Here is a 17939-nt window from a genome sequence, read left to right as displayed (position 1 = left end):
GCCGGCCCCTCGCGATATCATTCGAACATGCTTTCGAGTGGCCGTGGGGAGATCCAGGAGGTCTTCGATACGCTCGATGCCACGATGTCGCGGCTGACGGGGCTCTCGTTCGACGCGTTGACCACTCCGGAACGACTGGCCCTATTGCAACGCTGCGAGACGGCGCGCCGCCAGCTGCCTGCCGTCGAGCACGGGTTGATCAATCAGATCGCCGAGCAGTCCGACTCCGAACAGCTCGGCGGCACACTGCCCGCGGCGTTGGCCGACCGGCTGCACATTACCCGCGGCGAAGCGAGCCGACGGGTGGCCGAGGCCGCCGACCTAGGCCCCCGGCGCGCGCTGACCGGTCAACCGTTGCCGCCGCTGCTGACCGCCACCGCGACGGCCCAACGCGACGGGCGGATCGGACGCACCCATGTACAGGTGATCCGCGACTTTTTTCACCGGCTGCCCAGTGCCGTGGATATCGAGACCCGCGAACAGGCCGAGGCGCATTTGGCCGCGTTGGCCACCCAGTTCCGCCCCGACCAGCTGGCCAAGTTGGCCGAACGGCTCACTGACTGCCTGAACCCAGATGGCAGCTACACCGATGAGGATCGGGCCCGCCGGCGCGGCCTGACCCTGGGTAACCAAGACACCGACGGGATGTCTCGCCTCAGCGGTTGGCTGACCCCCGAGGCACGCGTCACCGTGGAAGCGGTGCTAGCCAAGCTGGCCGCCCCCGGCATGGCCAACCCCAATGACCAGGCGCCCGTGGTCGACGGCGCGCCCGCACCGGAAACGATTCAGCGCGATACCCGCTCGCCGAGCCAGCGCAACCACGACGCCCTCAACGCAGCACTGAGGGCGCTGCTGGCATCGGGAAAACTAGGGCAGCACAATGGGTTACCGGCCACCATCATCGTGTCCACCACGCTCAAAGAGTTGGAATCAGCGGCCGGCAAGGCACTTACTGGCGGCGGCACCATCTTGCCGATGAGTGATGTGATCCGCCTGGCTCGCCATGCCCACCATTATCTCGCGATTTTCGACAAGGGCAAAGCGCTGGCGCTCTACCACACCAAGCGACTTGCCTCCCCAGCGCAGCGAATCGTGTTGTACTCCAAAGAACGTGGCTGCAGCGCGCCGGGATGCACCGTGCCCGGCTACTACTGCGAGGTGCATCACGTCATCCCCTACGCTCAATGCCGCACCACCGATGTCAACCAGCTCACCTTCGGCTGCGGTGGCCATCACCCGCTGGCCGAGAAGGGTTGGACCACCCGTAAACGCAAAGACGGCGCCACCGAGTGGATCCCGCCACCGCATCTCGACCACGGCCAGCCACGCACCAACACCTTTCACCATCCCGAAAAGCTGCTTCGCGCCGGGGACGATGACGACGACGACCCGTAGCTGGGCGCCGATATCGGCCGGCTGCTGCCTGGCCCGCCGGTGAAAGCTGTTCTGCTTTAACTACTGCCGGACATCTTTTCCCGGAATCGGCGGTTGACCGGTTCCGGCAATAGCTCCGACACATCGCCGCCTAGCATCGCAACCTCTTTGGCCAACGACGACGACACGAACGAATACCGCGGCGCCGTCGCGACGAAGAAGGTGTCGACGCCGGCGATGTGCTTGTTCATCTGCGCCATCTGCAGCTCGTATTCGAAATCCGTGCCGGTGCGCAGGCCCTTCACGATGGCCGTCATCCCGCGGGACCTGACGAAGTCGACCACCAGCCCCGCTCCGGCCTCCACGCGCACGTTGGGTAGGTGTGTCGTCGACTCGGTGATCATCGCGATCCGCTCGTCGAGGTCGAACATGCCCTTTTTGACGGGGTTGAGCAGGATCGCGACCACCACCTCGTCGAACTGAGCCGCGGCGCGTTCAAAGACGTCGATGTGGCCCAACGTCACCGGGTCGAATGACCCCGGACATACCGCACCGCTCATAGACCGAGACGCTACACGGCGGCTCAGGCCAGTTCGGCAAGCTCGAGACGGGTGTCGCCGTACCCGCGCGACTGCCACGGACTCCATCCGGCCGGCCAGGTCAACGACGCTCTCGCGGCGCCACGTTCTACCACCGCGACGGTTCCCTGCCGCGCCCAGCCGTGGGTGATCAACGCAGCCAACACCGCTTCGACCTCGGCGGTGTCGATCTCGTAGGGCGGGTCGGCCAACACCAGATCCACCGGTGACGCGGTCCCGGCGGCCAGGACGGTTGCCACCGGACCGCGCCGCACCCTAGCGCCGGCTAGACCTAAGGCCGCCACGTTGCGCTCGATGACGGCAACGGTGCGCTGGTCGGATTCCACAAACAGCGCCGACGCGGCTCCGCGCGACAACGCCTCCAGACCGAGCGCACCCGAACCGGCGTAGAGGTCTAGCACCGCCAGACCGGTCAGCTCCCGCCGTGCGGCCACGATGTTGAAAAGCGACTCGCGCACCCGGTCGGTGGTCGGCCTGGTCCCCCGTCGCGGAACAACGATGCGCCTTCCCCGCGCTACGCCGCCGATGATCCTGGTCAGCTCAGCACCACCAGCAGGTCTCCGCCTTCCACCGCAGCGGTGCTGGACACCGCTACCCGCGCTACGACAGCGTCTTTCGGGGCGGTGATCGGGGCTTCCATTTTCATCGCCTCGATGCTGGCGATGGTCTGCCCGACGCTAACTTGGTCGCCGACGGACACCCCGACGGTGACGACTCCGGCGAACGGTGCCGCAATGTGTCCGGGATTAGCGCGGTCGGCCTTCTCGGCGGCCGGAACCGAGCTGGCGATGCTGCGATCACGCACCAGGACCGGCCGCAGCTGGCCGTTGATGATGCACATCACCGTTCGCATGCCACGCTCGTCGGGCTCGGAGATGGCCTCCAGCCCGATCAACAGCTCAACTCCGCGCTCCAGTTCCACCCGGTGCTCTTCATCCTGGCGAAGGCCGTAGAAGAACTGGTTGGCCGACAATTGCGAAGTGTCGCCGTAGGTTTCTCGGTGCTCCTCGAATTCCTTTGTTGGACCTGGAAATAACAGCCGGTTTAGGGTGGCTTGACGCTTGGCACCGGCTAGTGTTAAAGCGGCCTCGTCGTCGCTGGCTAGCTGCCGAATGGGCTTGGCCGGAGTACGGCCGGCCAGCGCCGTGGTGCGCAGCGGTTCGGGCCAGCCGCCGGGCGGATCACCAAGCTCGCCCCGCAGGAAGCCCATCACCGAATCTGGGATATCGAATCGCGCTGGCTCCGAGGCGAATTCGTCCGCACTTACCCCAGCACCGACCAACGCCAGCGCCAGGTCGCCGACCACCTTCGATGTCGGCGTGACCTTGACCAACCTGCCCAACACCCGGTCGGCGCCCGCATAGGCCTCCTCGACCTCCTCGAATCGATCCCCCAGCCCCAGCGCAATCGCCTGCTGACGCAGATTGGATAACTGGCCACCCGGAATCTCATGGTGATAGACCCGTCCCGTCGGGCCAGGTAGACCAGATTCAAAGGGGGCGTACGCTTTTCGTAGCGCTTCCCAGTACGGCTCCAATGCGCACACCGCGGACAGCGACAGACCGGTGTCGTACTCGGTGTGCGCTGCAGCGGCCACGATCGAGCTCAGCGCGGGCTGGCTGGTGGTTCCTGCCATCGGCGCGGCGGCGCCGTCGACGGCGTCAGCCCCGGCCTGCCACGCCGCCATATAGCTGGCCAGCTGCCCGCCAGGTGTGTCGTGGGTGTGTACGTGCACGGGCAGGTCGAAACGACTGCGCAACGCACCGACCAACCGCCGCGCGGCCGGTGGCCGTAACAGTCCGGCCATATCCTTGATGGCCAGCACGTGTGCACCAGCGTCCACGATCTGCTCAGCCAGGTTCAAGTAGTAGTCCAGGGTGTAGAGCCGCTCCCCCGGGTCGGCCAGATCGCCGGTATAGCACATCGCGACTTCTGCTACTGCACAACCTGTTTCATGCACCGCGTCAATCGCCGGGCGCATCGACTCAACGTTGTTGAGCGCGTCAAAGATTCGGAAGATGTCAACGCCGGTGGCCGTTGCCTCCGCCACGAACGCCGAGGTAACCACCTCCGGGTACGGTGTGTAGCCGACCGTGTTGCGACCTCGCAGCAGCATCTGCAGGCAGATGTTGGGCAGCGCAGCACGCAGCGTAGCCAGCCGCTCCCAGGGATCCTCCTTGAGGAAACGCAGTGCCACGTCGTACGTCGCACCGCCCCAACACTCCACCGACAGCAGCTGCGGCATGGTCCGGGCGAGATACGGTGCCACCCTGGCCAACCCGCTGGTGCGCACTCGGGTGGCCAGTAGCGATTGGTGGGCGTCGCGGAACGTTGTATCGGTAACCCCGACCGCCGCCGATTCCCGTAGCCAGCGCGCAAAACGCTGGGGCCCCAACTCAACCAATCGCTGCTTGGATCCGTCCGGTGGCGCGGCGTGTAGATCGATGTCGGGCAGCTTGTCGTGCGGGTACACCGTTGACGGCCGCGAGCCGTGCGGCTGGTTGACGGTGACATCGGCTAGATAGTTGAGGATCTTGGTACCGCGATCGGCCGAGGCACGCGCGGTCAGCAGCTGCGGCCGCTCGTCGATGAACGACGTGGTGAGACGGCCGGCGCGAAAGTCCGGGTCATCTAGGACCGCTTGTAAGAAAGGAATATTCGTTGATACTCCGCGAATCCGGAACTCCGCGATCGCCCGGCGCGCCCTGCCCACCGCCGTCGGAAAGTCACGGCCCCGGCAGGTCAGCTTGACCAGCATGGAATCGAAGTGTGCGCTGATCTCGGCGCCGAGGTTGGTGCTGCCGTCCAACCGGATGCCCGCCCCACCGGGGCTCCGGTACGCGCTGATCCGGCCGGTGTCGGGCCTAAAGCCGTTAGCCGGGTCCTCGGTAGTGATCCGGCACTGCAACGCCGCCCCGTGCGGCCGAATGTCGGGCTGGCGTAGACCAAGCTCGTCGAGCGACGCTCCAGCGGCGATCCGCAGCTGACTGGAGACCAGGTCGACGTCGGTGATCTCCTCAGTGACGGTGTGCTCCACCTGAATCCGCGGATTCATCTCGATGAACACGTACTGGCCACTCTCGCCTAGCAAAAACTCCACCGTGCCGGCACAGCTGTACCCGATATGCCGGGCAAATGCGACCGCGTCGGCGCACATTTTCTTCCGCAATTCGGCGGGCAGGCCCGGCGCGGGCGCCAGCTCGATGACCTTTTGATGGCGACGCTGCACACTGCAGTCGCGCTCGTAGAGGTGGACCACGTTGCCGACGGTGTCGGCAAGGATCTGCACCTCGATGTGGCGTGGTTGCAGCATCGCCTGTTCGAGATAGACCGTCGGATCCCCGAACGCGGATTCGGCTTCCCGGCTGGCGGCTTCGATCGCTTCGGGGAGCGCGCTGGCATTGTTGACGCGGCGCATACCTCGACCGCCGCCGCCGGCAACCGCTTTGACGAACAACGGAAACCGGATGCCGGTCTCGCCTGACTTCAGGGCCGACACCAGCTCATCGACCGAGGCCGACGGTGCCGACGACATGAGCACGGGCAGGCCGGCGTCGCGGGCCGCAGCGATCGCCCGAGACTTATTTCCGGTCAGCTTAAGCACTTCGGCGGTGGGGCCGACGAACGTGATGCCCGCGGCCGCACATGCCGCAGCCAACTGCGGGTTCTCCGACAAAAACCCGTAGCCGGGGTAGACGGCGTCGGCGCCAGCGCGGCGAGCCGTGTCGACGATTTCGTCGACGGACAGGTAGGCCCGCACCGGATGACCGATGTCGCCGATCTGGTAAGACTCGTCGGCCTTCAGTCGATGCTGCGAATTGCGATCCTCGTACGGATACACCGCCACCGTGCCGACACCCAGTTCGTAGGCGGCGCGGAACGCGCGGATCGCGATCTCCCCGCGATTGGCCACGAGCACCTTAGAGATCACCTTGACCCCATATTCAGACGAGTGTCGACCAATAGTCCCAGAATCGCACCATGATCAGCAGAAACACCGTAGTGAACCACAGCGTGGCGATCGACCATCTCCATTGATAAATCCCCCGGGCTATGGCGCTGGTCCGGCCGGTCGAGCCCTCCAGCGTTGGACGAAACACGATGGCGGTAACCACCACCAGTAGCGACACGCTGACCGCCCAGATCACCATGCAGTAGGGGCACAACGCCCCGATGCGGTACAGGCTCTGAAAGATCAGCCAGTGCACAAACCCCACGCCAACCAGTGTCCCGACCGCCAGTCCGATCCAATACCATTGCGGCAGTGATACTTTCGCGACCGACAGCACACCGGTAACCGTTACCACAGTAAAGCCCACGATGCCCAGCAGCGGGTTGGGAAACCCCAGTACCGACGCCTGCGGTGTGATCATGACCGAGCCGCATGCCAGGATCGGGTTGACGTTGCACGACGGCACGTAGGCCGGGTTGAGCAGAATTCTGATCTTCTCAACCGTCAACGTCATCGAGGCGGTCAAGCCAATCACACCCGCGATCAGCACCCACCATGCGGTGGGCACCGAACACCGCGTAGTCACGACGTCGTCGGAGCAGTGACAGCCATGTCGATGCCCGGAACGGCACCCACGATCGCTTTGATCTTGGCCACCAACGCGTCGGGTGTCGACCAGTCATACTCGTCGCCGTTGATCTTGATCGTCGGGGTTGCCGAGATCTTCGCGAGCACTGCTTCTGCGTTGACCTTGGCCAGGTACTTCCCGCTGTTAATACAGTCCGGGACCTTCCCGACCACGCCGGCTTCCCGCGCAACTTCGATCAACTTCGCATTGTCGGGGAAACTGCTCGCAAGTTCACTGGGTTGGAAGTTGCTGCTGTACAACGCGGCATGGAAACGACGGTACGCATCCATGGATTCATCAGCGACGCACAAGGCCGCCGCACCTGCCCGGGACGGGTAGTTATGGTTTCGCGGGTGGTCAAGGATGGACACCACGGAGTAATCGGCCGCAATCGCACCGATGTCGATGAGCTTGGACACCGTGGGCCCGAAAGTCCGCTCGAATACGCCGCACCCCGGGCACAGGAAGTCCTCGTAGAAAGACATCACGACCTTGGGGTCGTTGGTGCCGGGCTGGGTAACTAACTTGCTCGAAGTCACCCGCACCGTGTCGCCCGAGCCGGTCAGCGGGGCCGCACCATCCTTCTTGGCGTGCTGCGACTTCATGACGGCCAAGACGACGACGACCGCGAAGATCACGACGATCGCAGTGCCCGCGATCACGACAGCCCGGCCGGAACTGCCGCCGGTCGACTTTAGGTCGAATCGCTGGGGACGTTTGCGGTTATCGGCCACAGGTTCGCTGATCCTCACGTGCTCGATTTGGCCCGATCCACGATCGGGCGACGGCGCCTCTAGAGTACCGGCGGCGGTGAATTGGGTGGCTACGCCCGGCTCAGGTGAGCACGCAGCGCCGAAATCAGCTCACTGGTCGCGACAGCACAGCCCCCGCCGAGCGGAAACAAATTGGCGAAGCCGTGCGACAGCGAACCCAGGCAACGCAGGTCCACCGCAGTCCCGGCGGCCCGCAGCGCCGCCGCGTAGCTCTGGCCTTCGTCGCGCAGTGGGTCGAATCCCGCCACCGCGATCAGCGCCGGCGCCAGCCCGGACAGCGACTCGGCCCGCAACGGCGACAACCGCGGGTCGGCGTGCTCGATACCACAGCCCCTGAGGTATTGCGCTTGAAAGAAGTCCATATCCCGCTTGGTCAGCAAAAAACCACGGGCGAACAGCGTCATTGACCGGGTTTGTGCGGTGAAGTCGGTCCGCGGGTAGAGCAGCCACTGCAGCACCGGGGCAGGGCCGCCGGCGTCGCGGGCCAATTGGCACACGACGGCCGCCAGGTTGCCGCCGGCGCTGTCCCCGCCCACCGCGACCCGCCCGGAGCTGGCGCCGAGCTCCGCGGCGTGCTGGCACGCCCACTCAAAGGCGGCATAGGCATCCTCGATCCCGGCCGGGGCCGGATGCTCAGGCGCCAGTCGGTAGTCGATCGACAAGACGTGGATGTCGGCGTCGCGGCACGTCAACCGGCACAGCGCGTCGTGGGTATCCAGATCGCCGAGTGTCCAGCCACCTCCGTGGTAAAAAACCAGCAACGGTGCGACCACGCCACTGGCCGGGCGGTAGTGCCGTACCGGGATCTCACCACCCGGCCCGGGCAACGAAAAGTCGTTCACCTCGACGTGGACCTGCGGCCCCGGCAAAGACAACGAGGCCTCGCGCATCTGGGCGCGAGATGCGGCAACGTCGTCGTGGACGACCAACCCGTCGATGCCGACGGCACGCATGCTGGACAGCATCAGCTGCAGCGTGGGGTCAAGCGTGTTGCCATCGATGATGACCGACCGACCGACCGACAGCACCCTCTTGGCGACGCTTGGAATCCACGGCAGAACCTTGGCGCCAACGGTGGTGATTTTGCCCTGCAAGCGACTTGTCCACCGCATTGGTTCACGGTCAGCGCCAAGATGACGGTCCGCTGCACCTGGCAGACTCTTGGTCATGGGCTGCTCCCTCGAAAAAGACCTGGTAACGCTGAACGACGGCAATTCGATCCCCGCCGTCGGGCTCGGCGTGTCCCGGATCGCGCCGGCCGATACCGAACAGGCGGTCGGCACCGCACTGCGCACTGGGTATCGGCATATCGACACCGCGGCGATCTACCACAACGAGCGAGAGATCGGGCGAGCGATCGCCGATTCCGGTATACCCCGCGACCAACTGTACGTGGTGACCAAGTTATGGAATACCGACCACGGCTACGACAGCACCCTGGCGGCGTTCGACGCCAGCATGGAGCGGCTTGGGTTCGACTACCTCGACCTGTACCTGATCCATTGGCCGCAGCCGGCGCTGGGCAAGTTCATCGATACCTTCAAGGCATTCGCCCACCTACGTGATCAGGGCAGGATCCGGTCCATCGGAGTCAGCAACTTCGAGCCCGAGCACCTCATGGTCCTCATCGATGCCACCGGCATTGTTCCAGTGGTTAATCAGATCGAGCTGCATCCGCGGCTGCCTCAGCGGGAGCTGCGGGAGGTGCACGCTCGCCACGGGATCGCCACCGAGGCGTGGTCACCGCTGGGCAAGGGATCGCTGTTGGCCCACCCGACGATCACCGCCGTGGCCGAAGGCTGTGGCCGGACATCGGCACAGGTGTTGATTAGGTGGCATATGCAACTCGGTAATATCGTGATTCCCAAGTCGGTGGACCTGTCACGGATTGCGAGCAACTTCGACGTGTTCGATTTCGAACTCAGCGCCGCGGAAATGGCGTCGATCTCCTCGCTCGATGACGGAACCCGGCTTGGACGCAACCCACGCACCTTCGATTTCACAGGCAGGTGAGATACGTGACTGGCGAGTCGGGCGCCGCCGCCGCACCCTCGATAACCCTTAACGACGAGAACACGATGCCGGTGCTCGGCCTTGGTGTCGCGGACTTGTCGGAGGACGAGGCCGAACGCGCGGTCTTGGCGGCACTGGAAATCGGTTGCCGGCTCATCGACACCGCCGCGGCCTATGGCAACGAAGCCGCCGTCGGCCGCGCGATTGCCGCCTCCGGGATTCCCCGCGCCGAGTTATTCGTCACCACCAAGTTGGCTACCCCCGACCAGGGTTTCACCAAGTCCCAAGATGCCTGCAACGCGAGCTTGGACCGACTCGGCATGGACTACGTCGACCTGTACCTGATTCACTGGCCGGCCCCGCCGGTGGGCCAGTATGTGGACGCCTGGGGAGGCATGATCCAATCCCGCGGCGAAGGGCATGCCCGCTCGATCGGCGTGTGCAACTTCACCGAGGAGCATCTGTCGGCGGTTATCGATCTCACCTTCGTCACGCCAGCGGTCAACCAGATCGAGCTGCACCCGCTGCTCAACCAAGACGAGATGCGCAAATCAAACGCGCAGCACAACGTTGTCACCCAGTCCTACACCCCGCTGGTGCTTGGCCGGCTGATGGACAACCCGACCCTGACCTCGATCGCCGCCGAATATGGCAAGACACCCGCACAGGTACTGCTTCGGTGGAACTTGCAGCTGGGTAATGCGGTGGTCTTCCGGTCCGCCAATGCCGAGCACATTGCCAGCAACCTCGACGTCTTCGATTTCGAATTGGCCGTCGATCACATGGACACAATGAATGGGCTGCACGACGGCACCCGGTTGCGCCCGGATCCAGAAACCTACACCGGCAGCTGATCTCGCCCCACAACGGCTACCCGGTGGCTACCCGGTCGGACAGGTCGCTGCGGCCTGACGCAGTACGCCCGTCGAGGCCTCGTCTACCGGTAGCTGGTAGCCGCGCAGCACAGCGATGAACTGCATGGCGTATTGGCATGCGAACGCGGCGTTCGGCGGCATCCACCGGGCCGGCGGCGAATCGCTCTTGTCCTGATTAGCTTGGCCGTCGACGGCTAGCAAGTTGGCTGGATCGTTGGCGAACCGCAGCCGCTGCCGATCCGGCCAGCCGTAGGCCCCCATGTCCCAGGCGTAGGCGAGCGGGACGATGTGGTCGATCTGCACTGATTCGCCAACCTTTGCGCCGCGGTGGAAGGCGATGGTCTTGTTGGTGTATGGGTCATGCAGCGTGCCGGTGGCCACCGCATTTGGACACCGCTTGATCGACACGAACGTCTTGTCGACAAGATCGCGGGTGAGGATGTCGTCGCGGGTGTCACACCCGTTGTGCCCGAGCGGGGCATCGTTATTGTCGTCCCACGGGTCGCCGAACGCCGACCGGTGGTAGTCATAGCGATGCAGACGCTGCGCCAGCACGACAACATTCTCTAGCACATCGGCGCCCGGGTGCACCCTCGGCATGTCAGCGCGCGCGGCGAATTCGTCAGCGTGCCTAGCTGACGATGCTCCCAACGTCTGATAGGCGACCACCAGCGCGAGCACCGCGACGGTCGACAACCACAGCAGCACTTTGCGGTTCATGATTTATCTAAGTATTCGATGCGGTCCGTGTCGGTGAATCGTGCTGCCAGCACTGCTAATCCGGGGTGTGGATCCTCGTAGGCGCGCATGCAGAAGTCGCGTGCGGCTTCGATGAACACCTGATGCTCGGCCAATGACAGCAGCCGCAGGGTAATCGCCTTGCCGGATTGGTTGCGGCCCAGCACATCTCCTTCCCGACGCTCCTTGAGGTCGAGATCGGCGAGCGCAAACCCGTCCATGGTCTCGGCGACGGCACACAGCCTGCGCCCGGCCGGGGAGCCCGGCGAGACCCAGCTGGCCAACAGACACAGGCTCGGATGCGTGCCGCGACCGATGCGACCGCGCAACTGATGCAACTGGCTGATTCCGAACCGGTCAGCGTCCATCACCAGCATGACGGTGGCGTTGGGAACGTCGACGCCTACCTCAATGACGGTGGTGCACACCAGCACATCGATTTCGCCCGCGCGGAATGCCGTCATCGCGGCGTCCTTCTCGTCAGCGGACAACCGCCCGTGCATGAGCGCCAGCCGCACGTTCGCCAGCTCACCGGAACGCAATCGGGCGTAGAGACCCTCCGCGGTCTCCGAAGGCCTTGAGCCGGCCTGCCCATTTTCCGGATCGTCGGTTTCGTCGATGCGGGGCGCCACCACATACGCCTGGCGTCCCGCGGCGACCTCCTCGACGATGCGCTGCCACGCCCGGTCAAGCCACCCGGGCTTGTCCTTGACGAAGATGACGTTGCTGGTGATCGGCTGACGTCCGCGCGGCAGTTCGCGCAGCGTCGACGTCTCCAGGTCGCCGTAGACGGTGAGCGCGACGGTACGCGGGATTGGCGTCGCCGTCATCACCAGCAGGTGCGGCGTGATGCCGGCGGGAGCCTTGGCGCGCAACTGGTCTCGCTGCTCGACACCGAAGCGGTGTTGTTCGTCGACCACCACCATACCCAGGTTGTGGAATTCGATCGCGTCCTGTAGCAGCGCGTGCGTGCCGATGACAATGCCGGCCTGGCCGCTGACAATGTCGGCACGAACCTGCTTCTTCTGCGCCGCCGTCATCGACCCGGTCAGCAGCGCCACCCGGGTGGCCCCACACTCCAGGTCCGCACCGCCTAGCTGACCGCCCATCCCCAACGGGCCGAGGACGTCACGGATGGACAGCAGATGTTGTGCGGCAAGGACTTCCGTCGGCGCCAGCAACGCGCACTGGTAGCCGGCATCGACCATCTGCAACATTGCCAGTACCGCGACAATGGTCTTGCCCGACCCGACCTCACCCTGCAGCAGACGGTTCAACGGGCGGGTCGCCGCGAGCCCATCGGACAGCACGTCGCGCACTTCACGCTGTCCGGCCGTCAGCTCGAACGGCAACCGCCGCATCAGTTCTGCCGCCAAACCGTCACACCGCGGTGGTGCCGGGGGCCCCGATTCGGACAGCTCACCATGCCTGCGGGTTACCAACGCCCACTGCAGGCCGACGGCTTCGTCGAAGGTTAGCCGTTCCCGCGCACGCCGACGTTCCGTCTCGCTTTCGGCCAGATGGATGGCGCGTAGTGCCTCATCTTCGGAGATCAGGCCATGCGTGGCGCGCAGTTCCGCGGGCAGCGGGTCGGCTACCGGGTCGAGGACCTCCAGCACCTGACGCACGCAGGCGTAGATATCCCAGCTCTGCAGTTTGGTGCTGGCCGGATAGATCGGAAAGAAGCGACGTTCGAACGCCGACATCAGTACTTCGCCGCTGACGGCCTGCGACGCATCGGCGATGCTGCGCAGCGAGCTACTGCCGCGGTTGCGTCCGTCCGGCGAGTCGAGAATGAGAAACGCGGGGTGCGTCAGCTGCATGGCGCCCCGAAAAAACCCCACCTCCCCGGAGAGCATCACCTTCGTGTCTTTGGTGAGCCCCTTGCTGATGTAGCCCGCGTTGAAAAACGTGGCCGTCACCGTGTTGCGTCCAGAGCCGACGGTGAGACGCAGATACTTCTTCTTCGGGTCTTTCTTCATCGGTAACGTCACCGCTTCCGTGATGACGTCGACGATGGTGATGTGCTCACCTGCTGCTGGCCGCTCGGCGCCGCTCTTTTCGGTGCTGAGCACTGCGGCCCCCTCGGTGTAACTGCGTGGGTAGTGGCGCAGCAGGTCGTCGACGGTTCGGATGCCGAACACTTCGTCGAGGGAATCGGCTGCCTTAGCGCCCACGATGTAGTCGAGCCGATCGGAGAGCGACACCACCGCTACTCGACCCCGATCAGCAACGCGTCACCGCGATGCCCGCTGCGGTAAGTCACCAACTCGGTCCCTGGGTGGTTGTCGTGCACGTGCTGTTGCAGGATGCCACGGATGTCGCCGTCCATACCGGCGCCCATCAACACGGTCACCAGTTCGCCGCCTGAGGCCAGCAGCAGATCGAGCAGACCGATCGCCGCTGTCGCCGCATCAGCGGCCACGATCAGTACCTCGTCGCCGGCGATGCCCAGACCATCACCAGGTTGACAGCGGCCGGCCCAGGTCAACGCGCTCTCGGTCGCGATGCGTACCGATCCGTGCCGGGCAGCGCCGGCGGCGCGGGCCATGGTGTAGCCGTCGTCGACTGCCTGACGACCCGGATCGTGGACAGCCAGCGCAGCCAGGCCTTGCACCATCGACCCGGTCGGTATCGGCACCACGTCGATGCCCCAGCCGATGGCCGCGGTGCAGCCCGCGACCAGCTCCTCGGCGGCCAGATACCCGTTAGGTATCACCATTACCTGGGCGGCGCCAGTATCCACCACGGCCCGCACCAGCTGGTGGGCACTGATGTCCGCGGCTGGATGGACAGCGTCTGACCCTGGTTGCAGCACGCAGGCCCCTTCACCGGCGAACAACTCGGCGGCACCGTCGCCGTCGACGACGGCCAGCACCGCCCGTTCCCGCGTCCAGCTGCCCGCCGGCAAGCCGGCGGCGCCGGACCTCCCGGAACTCAAAGCCGAGACCACGATCCGGCTGAGTTGTCCTGCCACCAATCCTGTTTCGATGGCGGCGCCGGCATCGTCAGTGTGTACGTGCACCGAGTAACTGCCTTGAGTCGCCGCAGGCGCGGCCGCGATGGCTACCGATTCACCCAACTCTGCGAGCCGATTCCGCAGCGTGTCCGCCGCGTCAGCGTCGCACCCATCCAGCAGGTACATCACCTCGAATTGCGGTGCCCGGCGTTCGGTGGCCGCACCGTTCTGGTCGAACGGCACCGCGCGCGGCGACAGCTCGTACACGGCGCGCGCCGGCGCCTCCCCGGTCAGGGTCGAGCGCAGCGCGTCCAAGAGGACCAGCAGGCCCCGTCCGCCGGCGTCCACCGCGCCGGCGGCAGCGAGCACATCAAGCTGCTCGGGGGTCTTCTCTAGCGCGACGACGGCCGCGTCGCCGGCGGCGATGATCGCCGCAACTACCCCTTCTGCGCCGTTGGCGCACTGCTCGACGGCACCCGCGGCGGCTCGCAACACCGACACAATGGTCCCTGGGATCTCCTCACCTCCCATCGACGTGATGACCAGCTCGACGCCGCGGTGCAACCCGGCCGCGAGCAGCGCGACATCGATATCGGGCAGTTCACCACCGGACTCGGCGGCCGCACTTGCGGTGACGTCGGCGATGCCACGCAAGATCTGGGACAAGATCACGCCGGAGTTGCCGCGAGCGCCGTTGAGCGCGCCCTCCGACAGAGCTGCCGTGACTCGGGCGACGTCGCCTGGGCAGCCCGGTGCGCTAGCTCCCGCACTCTCCTCAGCCAGTGCGGAACGCATGGTGAACAGCATGTTGGCGCCGGTGTCGGAATCGGCGACCGGAAACACGTTGAGCCGGTTGATCTCGTCGATGTGGGTGATCAGGTCGCTGACGGCAGTGTGCGCCCAATCCCGCAATGTCGACGCGTCCAGCAGACGATCCGGCGAACTATGACAAGTGCCCAGTGTGACCCACCTCCTCCACGCCACACCTCGGTGCGCGCCAGCGTAGCTTGGCGCCGCGCGCCGGGTGGTTGCCCGTGAAACACCACACCAGCGGGGGCGAACCGGCCCATTGAGACTAGCCAACGGGGGTGACCATACCGGCCGTGACCGTCCGGCAACTGTTGACCGTTTTGGTGGTTGCCCGCAACAGTCGCTATCCTGAGCTGGCGCCTGGGTCAACCTGGGCTGTCCCGGCTCCCAATATGTGAGTTGCCGGATCCCAGCAGGAGATTTGAGGAGCTTTCAGAATGGCCGCTGTGTGCGATATCTGCGGGAAAGGCCCCGGCTTCGGCAAGTCGGTGTCGCACTCCCACCGCCGCACCAGCCGCCGGTGGGACCCCAATGTGCAAACCGTGCACGTGGTGACGCGTCCCGGCGGCAACAAGCAGCGGCTCAACGTCTGCACCTCCTGCATTAAGGCCGGCAAGGTCACCCGCGGCTGACCCTTGCGCGCTGTGCGCCAGCGCCGTCATGTCGGTCAGGGTAGGCGCCAATCGATGGGTTCGGCACCCATCCCGGCGAGTGTCTCGTTGGTGCGGCTAAACGGACGCGAGCCGAAGAACCCGCGAGACGCCGACAGCGGCGAGGGGTGCGGCGACTCGATCACCACACAGTTAGCGGCCGTCAGCATCGGCTTCAGCGTGGCAGCATCGCGACCCCACAAAATCGCCACCATCGGTTCTGACCGCGCCGCCAGCGCGCGGATCGCGCACTCTGTGACTACTTCCCAGCCTTTGCCCCGATGAGACGCCGGGTTGCTAGGGCGCACCGTGAGCACCCTGTTCAACAGCAGCACACCACGCTGCGCCCAGGGTGTCAGATCGCCACACGCGGGCGATGGATAGCCCAGGTCTGCGGTGTACTCGTCGAAGATGTTGGCCAGACTGCGGGGCAGCGGACGCACCTCGGGAGCCACCGAGAAGCTCAGGCCCACAGCATGTCCCGGTGTCGGGTACGGGTCTTGCCCAACGATCAGGACCCGAACGTTATCGAACGGATAAGTAAAGGCCCGCAAAACATTCTGCCCGGCAGGTAGGTACCTGCGCCCAGCCGAGATCTCGGCCCGCAGGAACTGACCCATCTCGGCTACCTGGTCGGCGACCGGCTCTAGCGCGGCCGCCCACCCTTGCTCGACGAGTTCACTCAACGGACGTGCGGTCATCCCAGCCCCTGCGCAAGAATTTCCCGGAATTCAGGTAGTTGCCGGCCGGTGAACTTCACCGGGGCGATCGCGTAGACGGTCACCGCGACACCCTAACCGCCGAAAGATTGCCAACCCGCATATCCCCGCCACTCCTGCCCATCGACAAGCACCCGAGCCGGCCCGTCGAACACCCGCCCGATGATGCGCCACCCGGAGGGTGCCTGACCGGCGAAACAGGCCACCAGGGCGTGGTCTTCACCGCCAGCGAGCACCCACGGCCACGGATCACCGCCCACTGCGGTCGCGGCTGCGGTCAGCGCGGCGTGGTCGGCGGCCAGCGCCTCGGTGGATAGGTCAATCGACACCCCGGATGCCCGCGCGACGTGCCGCAGGTCAGCGATCAGACCGTCGGAGACGTCGATCATTGCCTGGGCCCCGCACGCCGCGGCCGCGACCCCTTTGCCGTAGGGCGGCTCAGGAACCAGGTGCCGGCGCCGCAGATCGTCGAATCCATCATCCCCTCTAATACCCTTGCGCCACAGGGCATAACCGGCAGCCGCACGGCCCAGGGCACCAGCGACGGCAACTATGGAGCCGTCTTTGGCCCCAGACCGCAGTACCGGCGCGCGACCGTCAAGATCGCCCAGCACCGTAACGGAGAGCACCCATTGCGGGCAGCTAACGAGATCGCCGCCGACGATGCCGGCACCAATGCGCCCGGCCTCGTCCCACAACCCGTCAACCAACGCGTCCACCTGCGCCACCGGCGTATCACCCGGCGCTGCCAAACCCACCACGAATGCGGTGGCCCGAGCCCCCATCGCCTCAATGTCGGCAGCGTTCTGCGCGATCGCCTTACGGCCGACATCGTGCGGTGCTGACCAGTCCAGCCGGAAGTGGCGATCCTGCACCAGCACATCGGTGGACACCACGGTGCGACCGTCGCCGGTAGTCACCACCGCCGCGTCATCGCCGGGCCCGAGCGCGACCACGGCCGGCTGCCTGCGGCCCCGCACCAGCCGGTCGATTACCGCGAACTCACCGAGCTGCTCGAGCGTTACAGACTCTCCTGCTGCCCCAAATTCATGGTTGCGCACGCCACCCCCTCCGGCGCGTCCCGGACATCTGAGGGTACCCGAACGGGCGCCCGACCTGCGGTAAGTTAAGTCCCTGCCGGCCCGCGCGAGCGGACCGCCGCCAGTGTAGAGCCCGGTGTCGATGCCGACGGTATACGGTCGCCAAGTAACACGGCAGGAAGGAATCAGTCAGGAGGTGGCTGGGCAGGTGACGAGCGACTCCGACGCCGGTTCCGCTGCTGACGCAGGCGGGCCACCGCGTGCCGTGATGATCACCGCGGTGCTGCTGGCGGTGGCAACGATCGGCGTAATCCTGGTCCTGGCGGCAACCCGCCACGCGCCGCCACAGCCCGTTGCCATTCCTGCCGTCCCGGCCCCGCAGGCCACCACTGCCGCATGCCGATCGCTGACGCAAGCGCTGCCGCAGCGGCTCGGCGACTCTCAGCGCGTGCCCCTTGCGCAACCGGCGCCCGACGGTGTGGCCGCCTGGCGAGCCGGGCCAGACATCGAGCCCGTGGTGCTGCGCTGCGGACTCGACCGCCCGGCTGACTTCGTTGTGGGTTCCCCGATCCAGGCCGTCGACCAGGTGCAGTGGTTTGAGGTGGCCGCCGAACCGCAATCCGCCGGTGATGCCGGCAGATCCACCTGGTACACGGTGGACCGGCCAGTGTATGTGGCATTGACGCTGCCATCGGGATCGGGGCCGACAGCCATCCAGGAACTCTCCGAGGTGATCGACCGCACCGTGGCGGCCGTCCCGATCAACCCGGCTGGGCCGAATTAGCTGGGCCTCACTAGCGGGCCGACTA

At 65.6% G+C, this 17939-nt stretch carries 16 protein-coding genes; 5 read left to right on the top strand and 11 right to left on the bottom strand.

Annotation, left to right across the window (positions count from 1 at the left end; genetic code table 11):
* The first annotated feature begins 27 nt into the window (after positions 1-27).
* Complete coding sequence (locus B586_RS06815; RefSeq protein ID WP_054880355.1) at positions 28-1395, top strand: HNH endonuclease signature motif containing protein; 1368 nt, start codon at positions 28-30, stop codon at positions 1393-1395.
* Positions 1396-1451: 56 nt separating this feature from the next.
* Here B586_RS06815 and coaD read toward each other — a convergent pair whose 3' ends face one another.
* The 6 genes from coaD to B586_RS06785 form a co-directional block, all read right to left on the bottom strand.
* Positions 1452-1934 carry a pantetheine-phosphate adenylyltransferase gene (gene coaD, locus B586_RS06810; protein ID WP_047313035.1) on the bottom strand — a complete coding sequence of 161 codons (483 nt, stop codon included), beginning with the start codon at positions 1932-1934 and terminating at the stop codon, positions 1452-1454.
* 23 nt (positions 1935-1957) lie between these two features.
* Positions 1958-2512: a 16S rRNA (guanine(966)-N(2))-methyltransferase RsmD gene (gene rsmD / locus B586_RS06805; protein ID WP_082607549.1), complete on the bottom strand. Its 555-nt coding sequence runs from the start codon at positions 2510-2512 to the stop codon at positions 1958-1960.
* Positions 2509-5904: a pyruvate carboxylase gene (locus B586_RS06800; protein ID WP_047313037.1), complete on the bottom strand. Its 3396-nt coding sequence runs from the start codon at positions 5902-5904 to the stop codon at positions 2509-2511. Before B586_RS06800 ends, rsmD begins: the two co-directional genes overlap by 4 nt.
* Positions 5905-5917: 13 nt before the next feature.
* Positions 5918-6511, bottom strand: coding sequence for a vitamin K epoxide reductase family protein (locus B586_RS06795; protein ID WP_054880357.1), 594 nt, complete (start codon positions 6509-6511; stop codon positions 5918-5920).
* The gene (locus tag B586_RS06790) at positions 6508-7287 is read right to left on the bottom strand and encodes a DsbA family protein (RefSeq protein ID WP_047313417.1); all 780 of its coding nucleotides are present in this window, start codon (positions 7285-7287) and stop codon (positions 6508-6510) included. The genes B586_RS06795 and B586_RS06790 overlap by 4 nt, the downstream gene beginning before the upstream one ends.
* 89 nt (positions 7288-7376) lie before the next feature.
* Positions 7377-8495: an alpha/beta hydrolase gene (locus tag B586_RS06785; RefSeq protein WP_054880358.1), complete on the bottom strand. Its 1119-nt coding sequence runs from the start codon at positions 8493-8495 to the stop codon at positions 7377-7379.
* Here B586_RS06785 and B586_RS06780 point away from each other — a divergent pair.
* Positions 8494-9339, top strand: coding sequence for an aldo/keto reductase (locus B586_RS06780; protein WP_054880359.1), 846 nt, complete (start codon positions 8494-8496; stop codon positions 9337-9339). The two genes, B586_RS06785 and B586_RS06780, sit on opposite strands and share 2 nt — an antisense overlap.
* A 5-nt stretch (positions 9340-9344) precedes the next feature.
* Complete coding sequence (locus B586_RS06775; protein ID WP_156166205.1) at positions 9345-10193, top strand: aldo/keto reductase; 849 nt, start codon at positions 9345-9347, stop codon at positions 10191-10193.
* 27 nt (positions 10194-10220) lie between these two features.
* Here the strand turns inward: B586_RS06775 and B586_RS06770 are convergent, their stop codons facing one another.
* The 3 genes from B586_RS06770 to B586_RS06760 are packed head-to-tail and all read right to left on the bottom strand — an operon-like array spanning position 10221 to position 14838.
* Entirely contained in the window at positions 10221-10934 is a 714-nt protein-coding gene (locus B586_RS06770) for an HNH endonuclease family protein (RefSeq protein WP_054880360.1), read from the bottom strand.
* On the bottom strand, positions 10931-13162 hold the full coding sequence (gene recG / locus B586_RS06765) for an ATP-dependent DNA helicase RecG (protein WP_054880361.1): 2232 nt from the start codon (positions 13160-13162) through the stop codon (positions 10931-10933). The genes B586_RS06770 and recG overlap by 4 nt, the downstream gene beginning before the upstream one ends.
* Positions 13163-13164: 2 nt before the next feature.
* Positions 13165-14838, bottom strand: a complete 1674-nt coding sequence (locus tag B586_RS06760) for a DAK2 domain-containing protein (protein ID WP_082129319.1) — start codon at positions 14836-14838, stop codon at positions 13165-13167.
* A 320-nt stretch (positions 14839-15158) separates the two neighbouring features.
* Here B586_RS06760 and rpmB point away from each other — a divergent pair, with 320 nt between their 5' ends.
* Positions 15159-15353, top strand: a complete 195-nt coding sequence (gene rpmB, locus B586_RS06755; RefSeq protein WP_047313043.1) for a 50S ribosomal protein L28 — start codon at positions 15159-15161, stop codon at positions 15351-15353.
* 35 nt (positions 15354-15388) lie between these two features.
* Here rpmB and B586_RS06750 read toward each other — a convergent pair whose 3' ends face one another.
* Complete coding sequence (locus B586_RS06750) at positions 15389-16072, bottom strand: uracil-DNA glycosylase (RefSeq protein WP_047313044.1); 684 nt, start codon at positions 16070-16072, stop codon at positions 15389-15391.
* A gap of 92 nt (positions 16073-16164) precedes the next feature.
* Positions 16165-17151, bottom strand: coding sequence for a thiamine-phosphate kinase (locus B586_RS06745; RefSeq protein WP_054880362.1), 987 nt, complete (start codon positions 17149-17151; stop codon positions 16165-16167).
* A gap of 247 nt (positions 17152-17398) precedes the next feature.
* Here B586_RS06745 and B586_RS06740 point away from each other — a divergent pair, with 247 nt between their 5' ends.
* Positions 17399-17914 carry a DUF3515 domain-containing protein gene (locus B586_RS06740; RefSeq protein ID WP_231584516.1) on the top strand — a complete coding sequence of 172 codons (516 nt, stop codon included), beginning with the start codon at positions 17399-17401 and terminating at the stop codon, positions 17912-17914.
* Positions 17915-17939: the final 25 nt, after the last annotated feature.

It is taken from the genome of Mycobacterium haemophilum DSM 44634 (assembly GCF_000340435.2).
GTDB lineage: Bacteria > Actinomycetota > Actinomycetes > Mycobacteriales > Mycobacteriaceae > Mycobacterium > Mycobacterium haemophilum.
The sequence above is the reverse complement of the archived record's forward strand: the minus strand, read 5'-3'. Positions and strand labels throughout refer to the sequence as shown.

Coding starts and splice junctions, on each gene's coding strand:
- rpmB (WP_047313043.1), top strand. CDS start 15,159: ATGGCCGCTGTGTGCGATATCTGCGGGAAAGGCCCCGGCTTCGGCAAG.
- B586_RS06785 (WP_054880358.1), bottom strand. CDS start 8,495: ATGACCAAGAGTCTGCCAGGTGCAGCGGACCGTCATCTTGGCGCTGAC.
- B586_RS06740 (WP_231584516.1), top strand. CDS start 17,399: ATGATCACCGCGGTGCTGCTGGCGGTGGCAACGATCGGCGTAATCCTG.
- B586_RS06780 (WP_054880359.1), top strand. CDS start 8,494: ATGGGCTGCTCCCTCGAAAAAGACCTGGTAACGCTGAACGACGGCAAT.
- B586_RS06750 (WP_047313044.1), bottom strand. CDS start 16,072: ATGACCGCACGTCCGTTGAGTGAACTCGTCGAGCAAGGGTGGGCGGCC.
- coaD (WP_047313035.1), bottom strand. CDS start 1,934: ATGAGCGGTGCGGTATGTCCGGGGTCATTCGACCCGGTGACGTTGGGC.
- B586_RS06815 (WP_054880355.1), top strand. CDS start 28: ATGCTTTCGAGTGGCCGTGGGGAGATCCAGGAGGTCTTCGATACGCTC.
- B586_RS06770 (WP_054880360.1), bottom strand. CDS start 10,934: ATGAACCGCAAAGTGCTGCTGTGGTTGTCGACCGTCGCGGTGCTCGCG.